The sequence below is a fragment of the Pseudoalteromonas sp. C2R02 genome (genome assembly GCF_018860845.1).
Taxonomy (GTDB): domain Bacteria; phylum Pseudomonadota; class Gammaproteobacteria; order Enterobacterales; family Alteromonadaceae; genus Pseudoalteromonas.
Genome location: NZ_JAHKQC010000047.1, coordinates 1 through 16,707, shown reverse-complemented (window position 1 = coordinate 16,707; position 16,707 = coordinate 1). Strand labels below are relative to the sequence as shown.

Genomic DNA, 16,707 nt, shown 5'->3' with positions numbered 1-16,707 from the left:
CGTTGAAACTTAACGAAAGTTGTTTATGGTGTTTTATTGTTCGGTAAATGCTGCTTTTGCTTTTTCTAACTCTTGCTCATTTCTAAGCTTTATCTTTTCTTCCACTGTCAGTTTAGCTTCTTGATCAAGTACTATTTGTCGTTGTTTAAGGTTGTACTTTTCATCTTTAGTCAAAAACTTATAGGCTTTTTTATTGGCAAGTGCGTAAGCAACAACATCTTCACCTTTTACTCTGCGCTCATCAACACGTTGTGAAAAACGTGCGTTGTCACGGTCTTTACGCTCTTGGGCATTTAATTTACTCATATCTTGTATCCTCATTAGTTAATCACGCTAGTATTACTACGCTCAGTCAAACAAATGAGATTTAATGCACATTTATAAAGCTGAAACAGAATTTTAGCATAATATCTATTGTAAGCCCTATGATATCTAACTTAGAGAATATAAATTAAAGCGTTAATACTGCAAAGTATGTAAACCAATTAGAAATAATATGAATAAATATAAAAAATAAAGATATCACAGTTATATTTTAAAGTACTTTACCGTCTGTATTATTCTATTTACATCAGCAACAAAAAAAACCGCTTAAAATGTTTCAAAGTTTTTCTAGCTTTGCTCTAATAGAGGCAAATATAACAAAAAATATGATTCACTCATTTTAAGGACATTGTATGAATGCTGCTAATCAAAAACCTAGGCTTATAGACAGGTTTTTGAACTCAATTGAACGCGTAGGTAATACCCTGCCGGATCCTGCTATTATCTTTTTATTCGCCATGACGCTTATATGGTTTTTATCAGCCATATTTTCTCAGGTTTCATTTGACGCCATTGATCCTCGTACAGGCGAAGCTATCATAGTACATAACTTATTAACGGGTGATGCTCTAGCTAACTTCCTTGCTAGCATGGTAAAAACCTTTACTGGTTTTGCACCTTTAGGTGTTGTATTGGTTGCTATGTTAGGTGTAGGTGTTGCTGAGCACTCAGGCTTTATCAATACTGGCCTAAAAATCATGCTAAAACGCACCCCTAAAGCCTTATTAACTCCTTCTATCATTCTGATTGCGATTGTTAGTCACACTGCAACAGATGCAGGCTATGTTTTAGTTATTCCATTAGCAGGTGTTATATTCTTTGCCATGGGACGCCATCCATTAGTCGGTATTGCAGCAGCATTTGCTGGGGTAAGTGGTGGTTTTAGCGCTAACTTTATTCCTTCTGGTATCGATCCTTTACTACAAAGCTTTACGCAAAGTGCGGCACAAATTATTGATCCTGAAATTGTAGTAAACCCTTTAAATAACTGGTTTTTCACTTCAGCTTCTAGCATATTTATCGTGTTATTAGGCTGGTACATCACAGATAAAATCATTGAGCCTAGATTAAAAAATACACCTATAGATGGCGATACTTCAGATTTACCACAATTTGATGAAATAACTCAAAAAGAACGTAAAGGCTTTTATTTAGCGTCTTTTGTTATGGTAGCAGGTCTTGCATTACTAGCATGGGCAAGTTGGTCTGATGATTCTCCACTTAGAGGACCAAGTGGCTCTTTAGCTGATTTTAAAGCACCGTTAATGCAATCTATCGTACCGCTAATTTTCTTATTATTTTGGATACCAGGTGCCGTATATGGTTTTTGTGTTGGTACCTTTAAAAACAGTAAAGATATGATAGATGCCATGAGTAAATCTATGGGCAGCATGTCTTATTATATTGTAATGGCATTTTTCTGTTCTTTATTTATTGCTGCATTCTCTCAATCTAATTTAGGTGCTTTACTGGCAATTGAAGGTGCACAAGTATTAAAAGCAATGGCATTACCAAGTGCAGTAACAATTGTAGGTATTATCTTCTTAACAGGTTTTGTTAATTTATTTGTAGGTTCAAGTTCTGCAAAATGGGCACTACTAGGTCCAGTATTTGTACCTATGTTAATGCAACTGGGTATATCACCTGACTTAACACAAGCGTCATACCGTATTGGTGACTCTAGCTCGAATATCATCACCCCATTAATGCCGTACTTCCCATTAGTTGTGGTGTACTGTCAGAAATACGTTAAAGATACAGGTATCGGTACTTTAATATCATTAATGCTACCTTTCTCAATTGCATTTATGATTGGCTGGACATTATTCTTATTAGCTTACTGGGGTCTGGGTATTCCTTTAGGTTTACAATCTAGCTACACATATTAGTTAATTTTATTCATACAATTAACTAAATATGCCCACTAAAAAGTGGGCATATTTTTATCTTTTCATAATTTTATAAACTTTTATTCAAAATATGGGCTAAATAATCTGCGGTAAATGAACTATTCAGATTTAACTTATATATGATAATTACATGTAATATCATCCAACAAATAGAAGGTAATTCCTCAAAGGTAAACTAAAGCCTTAAATAATTTTTTATATTTTCTATGATGCAAATAAAAAAGTCCGGCGTACTTTAAAAAAGCAACCGGACTTTGCACACATAAACAAAACTTACCTTTACGAATTAAAAGTATTTAACCCAACCCATTGAAGTTGTTCTTTTAAACGCACCAAACTTTTTACACGGCCAATATAAAAGCACAATTAAACTTGCGGCAATTAACCACACAATGCCAATATTACTAACGCCTAAATAGCCAATTTGTTTTTCACCATAATGCATCGTTGGTCCAAAAACACCGTAACCTATTGCGTAATAGACAAGTAACGCATACAAGTGAACGATATAAAAAAACATAGGCACAGAACCGATCACATTTACTTTTTCAAGCCACTTGCTTTTAGCAAATTCAAGCCAAGATAAAATCAATGAGCCTATCCCTAAAGAAAATAATAAAAAATTCAGTGAAGGCGGATATTTAGTGTAATTTAGAAAGTCCATAACCGTTTGTACGAATGTCGCCTGCACTTGCCAATTAATCGTTTCACCATATGTATTAGCGCCTCTAAGCACCATTAATAATAACAAACAAAAAATTCCTGCATTACGTAATACTTTTTGTCTCAATTGTTTATTTACAGAGGAACTAAACAATGGCCCTACAGCATAACCGACCATAATGACACCAATCCAAGGTAATACAGGGTATGAAGCTTTTACTTTCACGATACCATCCATGATTAAATACCCTCTATCATGCAGGATGGTCCATAAGCTATAACCGAGTTCATCAACTTGAAAAGATACCGGGGTTAATAAATTATGACCGAACACAATAATTAAGCCCAATACAGCTATCCATGCTCTGGGTAGATACGCTAACAATGCTAATGAAATCATACTAACCCCAATAGCCCAAATAACCTGTAGATATAAAGTTGTATAAGCAGCAAACCATGAAAAATTAATCAAAGTTGCTTCAAGTAAAATCAAAATCAGACCGCGTTTGATCAAAAAACCTTGTACTGGTCGTTGTGGTCCATTACTTGGATTTGCATAAAGCCAAGCAGACAAACCAGTTAGAAACACAAAAATAGGTGCACATAAGTGTGCACTCAATCGCGTGAAAAATAACGTAGGATCTGTACTGTCAATATCCATAGGATCCAGTACCTGCTTATGTAAATAAAAGCGCTCTCTAGCATGGTCAATTAACATCAAAATAATTACGAATCCACGTAAAATATCAATAGAAGCAATACGAGAACGAAAAACGTTTTCTGTCATAATAAACAGCGCCCAAATTGGGCGCGCCTCTTTATCTAATTAGAATGAATATTGAATGCTTGCTTTATATGTCAATGGTTTACCAGGCATATTCCACAGAGCTGAATATGAGTTCGCGATATAAGCTTCATCAAAAATATTTTCGATACTCGCATTAAAACTCACTTTGTCATTGACTGCTACTTTGCCAAATAGGTTTGTTAGCGTATAACCATCTAATTCGTAGGTTGGATCAATCGTTTCACCTAATCGCTCACCCACATACTGAACATGCATGCCCAGTTTTACGTCATAATTGGCAACAGCAGTAAAATGCTGCAAGGTAATATTAGCTGTATGTTCAGGTACATTGATTAAACGACTACCTGAAGGAATATCTACGCCCCAATCAGGATTGTTCATGTCATTATTAGTATGAGCGTCTGTATAAGCATAATTGACTAATAACTCAGTATTTTCTAAAAGAGCGGCAGTTAAATCAAACTCAACACCAGAGCTTTGTGCTTCGCCAAGTGCCATAGAAAAACCAGAATTAATAGGATCAGATGTCAGGATATTTGATTTTTCAGTACTAAATAATGCAAAACTGGCAACCACCGTATCATCATTACTTTGCCATCTAGCGCCAAATTCAAACGATTCGCTTTTTTCAGGTTCAAAAGCTGCGCCATTTACATCTGCACCAGAATTAGGTCTAAACCCTTCAGCATAATTGACGTAAAACATAACAGGTTCAGCTAACTGATATGTTAGTCCTAATCTTGGATTAAACTCTGATTGTGATTGAGAAGCGACATCAGAATTAAAGTGATTGGTAATATCTTGCTCAAATTTATCGTAACGTAAGCCAACAAGTGCCTTTAAGTTCTCGCTCAGCATTACTTGGTCTTGAAAATAAACACCCCAAGCCGTTTGTTCCTCAGTTCTATCTTGCGAAGGTGCAAGTTCTGGTGCTGCTTGACCATATACTGGGTTATAAGCATTAATTGAGTAGCTTGTATCACCACTACCCCAACCTACACGCCAACGATTTTGCAATGAATCCAGTTCATAATCATAAGTATCAGCACCAACCAGTATGTTATGTTCAATATTAAGTGCGTTGACATGACCGCTTAGCTCTACTCTAAAAGACATATCTGAGGCATCATAATCACGATAACGACGCTGACGGCTGACCGTTTCTCCATCTACATAAAGTAATTGGCGCCCTGGTGATAACTCTATTTCTGTCGAATAACCTTCTAACGAAGAAGTCCTATAACCTGCACCAAACGATAGAGTCCAATCTTGATTAAGTTGATGATCTAAAGTGAATTGATGACCTAATGCAGCCACATCCATAGGACCGTCGTTTGGTTCACCATAAAATGTACTGTGATCAATATCGATACCAGGTAAAACTGGAATACCACGATCAAAAGGAATGGCTTGATCAACATATTCTAGTTCATATGTGATGCTGGTTTGTTCTGTGATTTTGTAAAGTAATGAAGGTGCTAACGCAAGTTTTTCTGATTCTACAGTATCTCTAAAGCTACCTGAGTCTTCATAAGCACCATTAATGCGAAATGCCACTTGGTTACTCAAAGCAGAGGTGAAATCACCTTCAAAGCGTGTATGCTCGTCGCTGCCTAATTCTGCACTTACATAGCCTTGTTGTTCAAATTGTGGCTTTTTAGTCACAATATTAATTGTACCACCAGGTTCGCCTCTACCATAAAGAGCAGAACCCGGACCTTTTAATATTTCTATAAATTGAATGTTAGATGTATCACGTAAACCGCTAAAACCACGACCAGCACTAAAACCATTGATCAAATAAGCTGAAGGTAAATTTTCATCTCCTGAAAATCCTCTAATTGCAAAGCTTTCCCAAAGGCCACCAAAGTTATTTTGTCTCGCAATACTGCTTGATAAACCTAAAGCAGTTTGAAAATTAGCGATACCCATATCTGAAAGTTGATCAGCTTCAATTATCTCATACGATTGCGGCAATTGAGCTAATGGCGCATTGCCTCTATATGCTTGTTTTTGGGTATGAACCGATATTTTTTCGATATCTTTAGTGCCTGCATATGCCGTAGAAATAGAAGCTGAAAGCACAGATAAAGAAAAAATCGTACCATAATTTTTAAATTTGGAATTGAATAACACTTTGTTCTCGCATTGTTGTATTAATATCAATAGCATCATAATTGATATGTTATACTATAACAATAATTGCTTTTATACTTTATAAATAGAATATCAAGGGTGACTATACTATGGCTTCTTGAAATAGTTATTTAGACTTTACGGGATTAGCTTATTAACAGGTTTGTTAATTTATTTGTAAGCCCAAGATCTGCAAAATGATGATTCTAGCTCGAATATCATTAATGCTACCTTTCTCAATTGCTTTTATAATTGGCTGGAAGATTTTCTTATTGGGATCTTGGCATTCCTTTAGGTTTACAATCTAGCTATACCTGTTAGGGAAATAGATTCTATCGAGATTTAAAAATGTCATGCCCTCTATCTTAGTGGGCATTTTTCAACACTAAAATAAAAAAGGTTAACGCTATTAGGTTAACCATTTAAATTCATTAATCTTTCAAATAAATTTTATCTACCTTGTACACAGTTGAGGCTTGTGACCCTTGATTGAGTACTTTATCCATAGATGTTCCGTCTGTATTCACTTTATAAATATCATAAAATCCATGAGTACTCTGAGAAGAGAAATAAACCTTTGTGCCATCTGATGACCAAGCAGGATCCCACTCTTGTATGCTATTAACTGTTAAGCGCTTTTGATTAGCGCCGTCGATACCCATAACATACACTTCTTGATTGCCATCTCTATTAGATAAATACGCTATTTTCTTGCCACTAGGTGAAAGTTTAGGCGACATATTGTCAGTATCATCATTGGTCAAAGTAATAATATTACTACCATCACCATTAGCGATGCTTATTTGACTCGGGCCCGATTTTGACTGAAATAAAATTCTACCATCAGGCATAAACTGCGCCGCTCGCCCTTTTATTGCTTTTATTTGGCGTTGTTCTGTACCATCGGCATTCATCAACCAAACTTCTTCTTGCCAGCCTCTACTTGAATCTTTATATTCTCGAGAAAAAATAATGGTTTTTCCATCTGCAGACCAAGCAGGTGCACTATCCCATACATGTTTAGTATTAGTTAAACGCTGCATATTGGTGCCATCAATATTACCAACATGAATTGACCAGGTTTTACGTTTGTCATATTTACCATAAAAAGCAACCTGCTTACCATCAGGAGATACTGAAGGGTACCCGTCGTGCTTAGTTACATCTGCTATTTTAATTCGAGACTGACCAGTTTCATCACTCAGATAAATCGATTTACTTTTTTGCTCTTTAAATCCATAAACCAGAGAATACTCAACCGATGAACTAGGTGTTGTACTCTGACATGCCGACAATAAAACCAACACTGAACTAGAAAGTAGCATTGTTTTTATTTTATCTAACGGTTTCATTTTCATTAATTACATCCTCGTAAAAAATTAAGATTATTAGTTTGGCAACTTGGTTGCTGTTAACACAAATGAGTTAACACACGATATCAAACCTAACTTTAAACACATGACATAATCATGATTTATTGCTGATTTTTACCTGATAAAAAATAAAAACCAATATTATCAGTTAGTTAATATTTTTTGTTTAGCTGATGATGTGGATATGCTAAGGTCTCATCAGATAAGGTATCAATATTAAAAATTACTTTGAATAAGAGGCTATATGGAAGAGCAGTATTGGGTTGGCGAATTTTTTGTCGATTTAACAAGAAATCAAATCACACAAAATAAACAGCCACAAACCCTAGCCCCTAAAGCACTTGCAGTATTAACTTGCTTAGCTGAAAATCAAGGTAAAGTTGTTAGCCAGGAAACACTGCTGAGTGCAGTTTGGCCCGACACGATAGTTTCTAACAATACACTACAACGTTGTATTGCCCAGTTACGTAAAGCACTAGGAGACGATGGTAAAGTACAAGTTTACATTAAGACTCATGCAAAAAAAGGCTATAGTTTAGAATGTAATGTGCAATGGAAAAATACCGAACATAGCGATACTCCAGATACTTTAGCTCATGAACCCATATTAAAATCAGCTGACGCCAAAGAAGAAATAGCCAAAACTCCCTATACAGAAGAAGTCAGTAATAATTCAGAAAAGCTAAGTGATCCAGTAATTGGAGCTGTTAACTCTGGCAGCACAATATCTTGGCAAGAAAAATATAAACCCGCTTTTATAATCATCGCCATTTTAATAGTTGTATTTTTAGTTACAAAGTTATTATCTACAGCACCACAGCCTAAGTTATCAGTCACTCAAATACGCGCAGTAACAGCAACAGACGGCAAAGAACTTGCCAGTATTTATTCACCTGACAATCAATATTTTATATTCCATCGTTTTTCAGAAGATAAATGTGTCAGTAATATCTGGGCAAAAAACCTTGAAACACAACAAGAACACCAGTTAACTGAACACTTAGATTCATATGGCGCGCACAGTTTTTCAAAAGACGGTAAACAACTGACCTTTATTCGAAAGCTAAACTGCGAGCAACCTATTAGCCAAAAGAAATGTTATCAATTATTAAGTTTAGACTTTAATGAGGCACTAACATCACCGCAATCTATGCGTGTATTATTAGAATGTAAAAACTCAGAAATTCGCACTCCTCGCTGGTTAAATAATAACAATATTGCGTTATTACAAAAGCAATCAGAGCAATGGCAATTAATCAGCTATTCTCCCACTGAAAACACAAGTCAACTTTTACATACAATAAATAACGGCAACATTATCTATTATGACTACTCAGTAAAAGATGACTTAATAGCGCTGATCAGTATTCATGAAAATAACCAATACTATATTGAAATACTGTCAACCAATGGCGAATTAATATCACAGAACCAAATAAGGTTCCCTAAGGGAGTTGCCCGCTATCGGTATCTTTATGCCAAATATTCACCTATCGATAACCACCTTACTTTTAGCACTGGTAGGAAACTTTTCACGCTTTCATATGATGGAGAAGTAACAGATATAAGCTTACCTCTAGATGAACCTATGGGAACACCTGTTTTTAATTCAGCTGGTGATAAGGCACTTGCCATTAAAGGTCACTTTGATAGCGATATTGTATCTATACCATTTACAGCATTAAAACAGACAAGTCCCTTTGAACTTTCCAAGGTACTTGAACGTTCAATACAAATGGATGGCGATGCGAACATTCAGCCTAATGGCAATAAAATAGCTTTTAAGTCAAAACGCTCAGGTGAACAACAAGTTTGGATCACCGAAGGACAAGGAGCAAAAAAACTTAGTCGTTTTGCTATGGATACTTATATTCAAGGCCTAAGATGGGCTAAAGACGGAAGTAGCCTATTAGTCAATGCAAACGATGCTCTGATCCAAGTAAACCTTGATTCTAGCCAAAAAGTATTCCCACTCGCTAACTCAGTGTTTCAGCTATTACAGTGGGATAGTAAGAATAACCTCGCTTTGTTGCAGTTACGTACAAAAGGGGTAATTAGGCTCGCTGAATTTAACTTACAGACCTCTGAAATAGATATTCTTAGTAATAAACCTGTTAATTGGGCACAAAAAAACGAACATAATCAACTTATTTATAGCGACCATATGGATAGGTTTTGGCTTAGAGGCCCGGTTGAAGATCAGCATATTGCAGCCCTTGATGGTCAAGGCGGTGATAATCAAAGGTTCTTAATCAAACATAATGTTATTTATGGCATTAATAATGATAAAAAACTGTGGTCATATAACTTGGAGACGAATGCTTTTGACATAATAGCGCAATTACAAAGCAACCTTGATTACATCAGCGATATCGATGAATCACAACTACTTATAACAGTTAGAGTGACATCCGAAAAAGAAGTAATAGAATTATCATTAGAGAAATGAGCAATTAAAACCATCGTATTTAGGTACCTAATTTTAACAAACCCTATATCAATTTGAGCATATTAAACTGCGTATCAATCGGCACACTCATACAGAGTTTAATATGCTCAATCTTCAATGCTTGCCTCTATGTTTCTCTAAAAGCCAATCATTATTATCATATAAATGCATAAAGCCCTGTGTGTATTAACTTCTTCAACAAGAAATCAGCTAAAAATCATAGTGACTTCAGGTGTTTTAAAATCGACTTGTTTAAAGTGATGTTTATTCAATCACATTTAGCGTAAATCGTTAATATCAAAATTAGGTAAATTATGAAGTATATTTTTATGTCTATTACTGTGCTGTTTTCTATTCTGGTATTCAGTAGCAAAACTTATGGTCAAAATGAATTCCCAACCTTGCAAGGACCTTATTTTGGACAAAAAACTCCTAGTTTAATACCCGAACTTTTTGCGCCGGGTATTATTTCAATTAATGGTAGATATGATTTTGGTATTTCTTTTTCCCCTGCTTTAGATGAGATGTATTTTTCAGTACAACCAAAAAAAGGTACTGCTGATATTTATTTTTCAAAAATCCAAGATAGAAAATGGCAACCGATTCAAAAAGTAAAATTTACTAAAGGACAAAAAGATGGAGAAATGGAGCCATTCGTCAGAGCCGATGGCAATAGAATTTACTTTACCGGATACAAAGCCGACTTTTCACAAGAAGAAATATGGTATGTAGATCGTTTAGGCAGTGGCTGGAGCAAGGCTATAAGACTTGATTCACCAATCAATGACGATGCTGTGATGCATTTGACTCAAGCTAAAAACGGCGATGTTTTTTATCTCAACCGTTCAAAACGAAATATATATTCATCGTCATATAAAAATGCTGAATTTCCTAAAGTTCAAGAGGTTCCTTTAGAAATTGGATCTCACCCTTTTATTTCTTCATCTCAAGATTATTTATTAGTACAAGCTCAGAATAAAGAAGATAAACAAAGAAATAGCGATATTTATGTATACTTTAAGAAAAAAGATGGCACATGGACAAAACCAATTAACCTTGGAGATGCTGTAAATTCAAAGTTTCATGAAAGAGTGCCAAGCGTTACGCCAGATGGTAAATATTTATTTTTTAGTCGATACAACGAAGCAGGTGCAATCGCAAATATTTACTGGGTAAGTACACAAGTGATAGAGAATGAAAGACCAAAATAATATTCTAATATACAAAACTATCAAACTCATGAATCCACGGAGCGAAAAAAAGCAACAATTTACTGAAGGTTAAGTTAATAATGCCTAACCTTCCAACTCTCAGGCCCTAAAAACCATATTCATTTATCATTTGCAACAAAAGTATGTTGTGCTAACATCCCTTTAGGGTTGTCAGGAAGCCCATTCTCGTGAAAGCAAGCGCACCTGTTCGTAAGGCAAAACTTACACTCTCTATTTTAAGCCACAAACGAGAACGGCTAATTAATTGATGGAGTTTGTATGAACACCCCTAAAACAATTTCAAAGTTAAACTCATTTTTACGTACAGCAAAAATACTACACCGCATTACAAAAAATGGTTCGATTTCACAAGCTATGCCTATTATTCGTAGATTGTACGTTGCAGATATTTTCTATGGGAAAGCGTTATCACAAGTCTTTAAAGAAAGGCTAACCCTACAAAGAAAACACTTTTTTCGTTTACTCGCCATTGAATCTGGCTATAAAAACTGGGAAGAGTTCAAACCAGCCCTTGAATCAGCGCAACCTCTTCATATTACAGAATCTTTCACTGATATCGCAAACGATACTTCAGTGATGAAAATATGGTGCTCTAGTGAGTTAGAAGCAAAAAACTATGTTGCTGTAAATGGTGGTGAAGTACTTCAATATGGCGATCAAGCTATGGTGCTATCAGCAGATAAATAGTAATTATACCAATTAGTATTATTTAACAGAGTCTGTAGTTCATCATAATCTACAGACTCATCTTATCTTAATCGTTAATAAACTTATAAATTACAGTGCTAAGTATTATTTTGGCTAGTTTGAGCTAAAACCTGCTTAGTTTTTTTGCCTTTTACCATTTAAAAAGACACCTATGAGCGTGTTTCTAACTAGTAAATGATATGAGGCGACACCTATAATGACCGTAATGCTAACTGAAATGATAAGTTTAATACTAGCTGGCAAGTTAATATTAATCATCGGCAGCTGAATATACATTAACAGCGGCACATGAATAAGATAGAGCCAATACGAAGCATTAGACATATAAATACTAAATTCATTACGTTGATTAAGCCACTTAAACCCAGCTAGTAATGCAACTCCAGTCCAAGTAACTATCGCAATAGTTTGACTAGCAAGTGCCACAATATTAATACTTTCTAACTTCACTACACCACCAGCATTCGCAGCTTCAATTACTTGTTCAATAGTTAAAGCCGCTGGCAATACAGCAAAATAAGCTATAGTAGAAGCAACTGCTAATAAAAATAATATATTAATACGTTTGAGATACCCCGCCAAAAGTTCATGGTGATGGTAAAAACCAGCGCCCACTAAAAACATCGAGCCATATAAACCATATGACCAAAGTTCTGGATACAGTTTATCCGCTGCAGGAAACGGTACCATCAGATTAAACATCGCAACAAATATTATAATTGGCAATACAATACCCAAAAATAAAGGCCGCACAACAATAGAAAGCACCTTACGATAAGCCTGTTTATACAAGCTTAAAAGCCAAACTAATAGGCAAAGTTGCGTTAAATTCCACAAAAACCAAAGGTGCATTGTGGATATAGGAGGATTTTTAACCACTTTAAACACGTTAAATAATGGCGGCAAAGGATGTGCTATTTTTTCTCCCCATGTGATGACATGAAAAATGAGTGCAAAGGTTATTGGCAGAAAAACCATAAAAGGCACTAAAACACGTTTTAAACGATTTGAAATAAAGGCTTTCGAACCTCGTTTCTCAATTAATAATGCAGCACAAAACCCTGCTATTAAAAAGAATAATGGCATTCTAAACAAGTGTGACCATAAGGCAAAGTAGTTAAAACCAACATGGCTGTTAGGATCTGCTACAAACCAAATATTCGAAAAATAAGGGCCATATGCAAGCGCTGCGTGAAATACAATACCGAGTAATAATGCTAGGCTACGTAAATTGTCTATATAATGAAAACGAGGTTGCACTTTAAAATCCCTGTACCTAAATGCGAAGTGCATACAATGTAACATTCAATCTCAGTTGGTACTACATCTCGACCCCATTAATATTAATATCTCTCTTCCTACGTTGCTTGCCCTCTATTAGTTTAGTTATAATCCGCTTTTCAGGTTTCACTTTTTGCCTTCTCATTTTGGAATACTCCATGAAGAAACTCTCTAAAGTCCAACAAAAGCAACAAGATCTTGTGATGAAAACTGCCGATATGCTTGAAGAACAAGCTCGCGCAGAAATCCCAGGCATGCTGCAATGCTGGTTTGATGTCGAATACCACTTGTTTCCAGGTTCATTACTGCTTTGTTTTCAATTTGAAAATGAGCAAGCATTAGCAGCTGCAGAACCAGATTTACTAAAATGGCAAAAACGCTTAAGCGCTGCGATGATGAAAAAAGGGGTTATTTTAAAAAATATGCGTAAACATTTAGTATTTACTATGAAAGGACCTGAAGACTAATATTCAGCCTTCATAAATAAACATCAATGGGTTCTGGTTCAATATCTGCTAAATCCATTGATTTGGTTTATAACTAAAAAGATAAATATCAATAAGATGGTTTTGGCTATCAAGTTTTAATTATTAGCCTTCTTATTATAAAAACCCGCTATAAATCAGTAGAATAATAAAGCCATGCGCCAAGCGCTAATAGCATATCTATAGACATAAAAATTAAAACTCCAAGAAAACATTCTATATATGAATCAGCTATAAATACGGCAAAAATCACACTAATAATCAACATTGAAGGGAAACGACCCCTAAAATATGTTTCCCCCTTGAAACGTCTGTGTCGGTAAAATAAAAAGTCTAGAGCACCTCTATCGTCCGGTTTTTCAGCTTCTTTTATTTTCTGTTTGAATTCGCCGCTTTCTTTTCTTCTTTGAATTTCTTCACATAATTGCTTATATCGTTCAGGATATTTATCCCTATCTATATTTTCATTAACATCAAAAAATTCATCCAATGTATAATTTGAATAGTTAATTGACACAATACTTCCTTGTATATCTAACAAGCCTAAAAAATTATTTTTAAAGACCAAGTTTATAAAAAATGCGTTTTTATAATATATATTGATAAAGTAAAAATGATGCCATTTAATTTAAGCCGCCGATAAAGCTCGTTTTGCCATTTTTAGAAGTGTGTCTAACATTAAACCTAAAGCATACCGAATAAACTTATAAGTTAATTCTACTGCCTTAAATGGCAAACCACAAAAAGCAAGAATATGACCAAGAATGCCTTTTACATCATCTGCACGTCCTTTTGAAATATCAATACTATCAGTTAATACACGTGCTATTTTATCGTATACAGTTAAGGTGTTAGATATATCAGCTTGAATAGCATGTAACTTACCTGATTCGGCCAAATGCGTCATTATTGCTTCGCCAATAACGCGCGCCCAACGAGTAGTCGGTTTTGCTTGTAAACGATTGTTATAGTCTAATTTTACCTGTTGCTTTAATCTCGCTTCTTTACCTTTATTTACCGCTGCATAACTACTAAAAGCTGATGCCGTATGTAAATAACCAGGAGTTTGATCTGTCATACTGTGTGCTCTAGGTGTGATACTCGGAGCGCCATGCAAAATATACTCATCTTCAGTATGCACAAAGGGCCAAACAGGAACAAGTGGCACGGGATCACCAGCATGAACACAACGATAAATACCATTGTTTGTAGCGGTTACTGTTTTTAGTGCAAAGCTTGGGTAGCCGACTCGTGGCGAACCAAAGGTATACAACTTAACGTCAGCGTTAAAGCGTTGCTTTAACCAATTGGTAGCAAGGTTTGCTAATGCGCCACCTAGGCTATGGCCAACTACGTGAATTTTTAAGCCTGTTTTCGATTCTTTTGATGCTTGTTTAAAATAAGTTTCTAGCTGTTGCTTTATCGAATTAAAGGTATGATTAAACCCCGCATGTACTGGCTGACCATTTGAGCATGTACTCACACCACAGTGCACATCAGTTATAATATCACGTCTTCTATCCGTGCCTCTAAGCGCTACTACAAATTCACCTTTAAAAGGACCTGTTTTCCCTTTAGCAATACACCCAAAAGGGGTCGCATGTTTAAAGATCCTTTCTAGGAGCCCACCACTAACGCCTTTTAAGGTATCATTTTCAAATGAAAAACCAGCTTCCAATCGACTATAATGTGCACTATTCGAAAGCGATTTATTTTGAAGTGTTTCGTATGCTATTGTAGCAAAACGAGCTGAAATCTCTGGAGTTAATGTCTGCATTGCGTTACTCATTTAAATATCCTTATTATTCCTCTAAAACACCTTGGCTCATTCTGGCAAATTCTGCTTCGGCATCAATAATGATAAAATCATCTTCCCAGCGACAAATACTTAAAGCTTCATGTCGATGCGAGTGGTTGATATTTTTAAAAGAAAATAAAACTTCTTCATCTTTAATATCGCCATTAAGTGACTGAAGTTTGATTGCATATTCGGGCTTTAATACGATTCCACTATTTTGGCTTGACCAAAGTAAATAATCATCACCATAGTAATGAGCATAAATTCTCTGACTCGTGAATCTTTCTGCTATCAATAAAGCGGGCTGACTAGAACGTAGACTTTTTTCTGGCATTGAAAAATAGCCATCATTATCTGTATTACACATATCTTCAGTATATTTACCATCAGAGTATGAAAGCGTTCTTGTTATTGTCGCGTTGATAAGTGGCTTACCATGATTCATCAACCGTCCTTTGACGGCTGGGCACAAATGTACCTTATGGGTGCCAATATAATTATTGAGTTTTCTGAAAATTTCTAAAAAAGACATTATCTAGCCTGCAGTTATTCGTTAGCTAGTATTTATAGGTAAATTAATCTATTGATTCGCTAACATCCATGTTAGACCCCATTATAGGTAAATCATAATTAAGATCAACAGCTAAATTGCATACTTTTATTTTTAAGAGGGAAGATAAATCGTAAATTTACAATTAGATTACATAGTTAGAAAGTTGATTTTAAATGCAAAAATAACAATGTAAAAAGACTTTATAGAAAATTTTAAATGATCAGCACCGCTGGGATTAATGTACGCATTCCATTACTCACTTTAATATCTTTATTCTTCTAATGCGCCTTGGCACATTCTCAAAAATTCAGCTTCTGGATCAATAATAGTAAAATCATCTTGCCATCGACAAATACTCGATGCCTTAAATCGGACTGAACGCTCATTTCGAAATGAAAAATAAATTTCATCATCCTCAATATCACCGTAAAGTGACTGAAGTTTGATTGTATATTCTGGCTTTAATACGATTCCACTATTTTGGCTTGACCAAAGTAAGTATTCATCGCCATAGTAATGGGCATAAATTCTCTGACTCGTGAATCTTTCAGCTATTAGTAATGCAGTTTGACTTGAACGTAGGCTTTTTTCTGGCATTGAAAAATAGCCATCATTATCTGTATTACACATATCTTCACTATATTTACCATCAGAGTATGAAAGCGTTCTTGTTATTGTCGCGTTGATAAGTGGCTTACCATGATTCATCAACCGTCCTTTGACGGCGGGGCACAAATGTACCTTATGGGTGCCAATATAATTATTGAGTTTTCTAAAAATTTCTAAAAAAGACATTGTCTAGCCTGCAATTATTCGTTAGCTAGTATGTATAGAGGATTAAATCTATTGATTCACTAACATCCATGTAAGACCCTATTATAGGTAAGTGTTTTTTTAAAATCAAAGGACATGAAAATCTCAAAGTATATGAAGTATATGAAGTATATGAAGTATATGAAGTATATGAAGTATATGAAGTATATGAAG

General features: G+C 35.3%; 14 protein-coding genes. 5 read left to right on the top strand and 9 right to left on the bottom strand.

Features of this window, described 5'->3' with window-relative positions; genetic code table 11:
- Window positions 1-33: 33 nt before the first annotated feature.
- Window positions 34-306, bottom strand: coding sequence for a DNA polymerase III subunit epsilon (locus tag KO527_RS23315; protein ID WP_216042640.1), 273 nt, complete (start codon window positions 304-306; stop codon window positions 34-36).
- 371 nt (window positions 307-677) lie between these two features.
- Between KO527_RS23315 and KO527_RS23310 the strand changes: the two genes are divergently transcribed.
- Window positions 678-2,213: an AbgT family transporter gene (locus KO527_RS23310; protein ID WP_042151658.1), complete on the top strand. Its 1,536-nt coding sequence runs from the start codon at window positions 678-680 to the stop codon at window positions 2,211-2,213.
- A 307-nt stretch (window positions 2,214-2,520) separates the two neighbouring features.
- On the opposite strand, the gene KO527_RS23305 is transcribed toward KO527_RS23310, so the two are convergent.
- The 3 genes from KO527_RS23305 to KO527_RS23295 form a co-directional block, all read right to left on the bottom strand.
- A complete protein-coding gene (locus tag KO527_RS23305) occupies window positions 2,521-3,684 on the bottom strand; it encodes a heparan-alpha-glucosaminide N-acetyltransferase domain-containing protein (protein WP_216042639.1) in 1,164 nt (387 codons plus the stop codon).
- A gap of 39 nt (window positions 3,685-3,723) precedes the next feature.
- On the bottom strand, window positions 3,724-5,841 hold the full coding sequence (locus tag KO527_RS23300; RefSeq protein WP_354668659.1) for a TonB-dependent siderophore receptor: 2,118 nt from the start codon (window positions 5,839-5,841) through the stop codon (window positions 3,724-3,726).
- 431 nt (window positions 5,842-6,272) lie between these two features.
- Window positions 6,273-7,199 (bottom strand): DUF5050 domain-containing protein, encoded by a 927-nt coding sequence (locus KO527_RS23295; RefSeq protein ID WP_216042638.1) that lies wholly within the window; start codon window positions 7,197-7,199, stop codon window positions 6,273-6,275.
- A gap of 259 nt (window positions 7,200-7,458) precedes the next feature.
- On the opposite strand from KO527_RS23295, the gene KO527_RS23290 reads away from it, so the two are divergent.
- The 3 genes from KO527_RS23290 (at window position 7,459) to KO527_RS23280 (ending at window position 11,582) form a co-directional block, all read left to right on the top strand.
- On the top strand, window positions 7,459-9,663 hold the full coding sequence (locus tag KO527_RS23290; protein ID WP_216042637.1) for a transcriptional regulator: 2,205 nt from the start codon (window positions 7,459-7,461) through the stop codon (window positions 9,661-9,663).
- Between the two features lie 314 nt (window positions 9,664-9,977).
- Window positions 9,978-10,874, top strand: coding sequence for a hypothetical protein (locus KO527_RS23285; protein WP_216042636.1), 897 nt, complete (start codon window positions 9,978-9,980; stop codon window positions 10,872-10,874).
- A 279-nt stretch (window positions 10,875-11,153) separates the two neighbouring features.
- Window positions 11,154-11,582, top strand: coding sequence for a hypothetical protein (locus KO527_RS23280; RefSeq protein ID WP_216042635.1), 429 nt, complete (start codon window positions 11,154-11,156; stop codon window positions 11,580-11,582).
- A gap of 135 nt (window positions 11,583-11,717) precedes the next feature.
- Here the strand turns inward: KO527_RS23280 and KO527_RS23275 are convergent, their stop codons facing one another.
- The gene (locus KO527_RS23275; protein ID WP_354668658.1) at window positions 11,718-12,863 is read right to left on the bottom strand and encodes an acyltransferase family protein; all 1,146 of its coding nucleotides are present in this window, start codon (window positions 12,861-12,863) and stop codon (window positions 11,718-11,720) included.
- Window positions 12,864-13,042: 179 nt separating this feature from the next.
- On the opposite strand from KO527_RS23275, the gene KO527_RS23270 reads away from it, so the two are divergent.
- Window positions 13,043-13,351 (top strand): hypothetical protein, encoded by a 309-nt coding sequence (locus tag KO527_RS23270; RefSeq protein ID WP_216042633.1) that lies wholly within the window; start codon window positions 13,043-13,045, stop codon window positions 13,349-13,351.
- Window positions 13,352-13,499: 148 nt separating this feature from the next.
- Here the strand turns inward: KO527_RS23270 and KO527_RS23265 are convergent, their stop codons facing one another.
- The 4 genes from KO527_RS23265 to KO527_RS23250 all read right to left on the bottom strand — a co-directional run bounded on the left by KO527_RS23265 (window position 13,500) and on the right by KO527_RS23250 (window position 16,515).
- A complete protein-coding gene (locus tag KO527_RS23265; RefSeq protein WP_216042673.1) occupies window positions 13,500-13,886 on the bottom strand; it encodes a hypothetical protein in 387 nt (128 codons plus the stop codon).
- A gap of 111 nt (window positions 13,887-13,997) precedes the next feature.
- Complete coding sequence (locus tag KO527_RS23260; protein ID WP_252734026.1) at window positions 13,998-15,158, bottom strand: lipase family protein; 1,161 nt, start codon at window positions 15,156-15,158, stop codon at window positions 13,998-14,000.
- A 13-nt stretch (window positions 15,159-15,171) separates the two neighbouring features.
- Window positions 15,172-15,699, bottom strand: a complete 528-nt coding sequence (locus KO527_RS23255; protein ID WP_216042632.1) for a DUF6795 domain-containing protein — start codon at window positions 15,697-15,699, stop codon at window positions 15,172-15,174.
- A gap of 291 nt (window positions 15,700-15,990) precedes the next feature.
- Window positions 15,991-16,515 (bottom strand): DUF6795 domain-containing protein, encoded by a 525-nt coding sequence (locus KO527_RS23250; protein ID WP_354668657.1) that lies wholly within the window; start codon window positions 16,513-16,515, stop codon window positions 15,991-15,993.
- Window positions 16,516-16,707 lie beyond the last annotated feature (192 nt).

What these genes read in the sequence shown, in the direction of transcription:
- KO527_RS23315 (WP_216042640.1), bottom strand. Translation starts at nt 306, where the DNA reads ATGAGTAAATTAAATGCCCAAGAGCGTAAAGACCGTGACAACGCACGT.
- KO527_RS23310 (WP_042151658.1), top strand. Translation starts at nt 678, where the DNA reads ATGAATGCTGCTAATCAAAAACCTAGGCTTATAGACAGGTTTTTGAAC.
- KO527_RS23305 (WP_216042639.1), bottom strand. Translation starts at nt 3,684, where the DNA reads ATGACAGAAAACGTTTTTCGTTCTCGTATTGCTTCTATTGATATTTTA.
- KO527_RS23295 (WP_216042638.1), bottom strand. Translation starts at nt 7,199, where the DNA reads ATGAAAATGAAACCGTTAGATAAAATAAAAACAATGCTACTTTCTAGT.
- KO527_RS23290 (WP_216042637.1), top strand. Translation starts at nt 7,459, where the DNA reads ATGGAAGAGCAGTATTGGGTTGGCGAATTTTTTGTCGATTTAACAAGA.
- KO527_RS23285 (WP_216042636.1), top strand. Translation starts at nt 9,978, where the DNA reads ATGAAGTATATTTTTATGTCTATTACTGTGCTGTTTTCTATTCTGGTA.
- KO527_RS23280 (WP_216042635.1), top strand. Translation starts at nt 11,154, where the DNA reads ATGAACACCCCTAAAACAATTTCAAAGTTAAACTCATTTTTACGTACA.
- KO527_RS23270 (WP_216042633.1), top strand. Translation starts at nt 13,043, where the DNA reads ATGAAGAAACTCTCTAAAGTCCAACAAAAGCAACAAGATCTTGTGATG.
- KO527_RS23260 (WP_252734026.1), bottom strand. Translation starts at nt 15,158, where the DNA reads ATGAGTAACGCAATGCAGACATTAACTCCAGAGATTTCAGCTCGTTTT.
- KO527_RS23255 (WP_216042632.1), bottom strand. Translation starts at nt 15,699, where the DNA reads ATGTCTTTTTTAGAAATTTTCAGAAAACTCAATAATTATATTGGCACC.
- KO527_RS23250 (WP_354668657.1), bottom strand. Translation starts at nt 16,515, where the DNA reads ATGTCTTTTTTAGAAATTTTTAGAAAACTCAATAATTATATTGGCACC.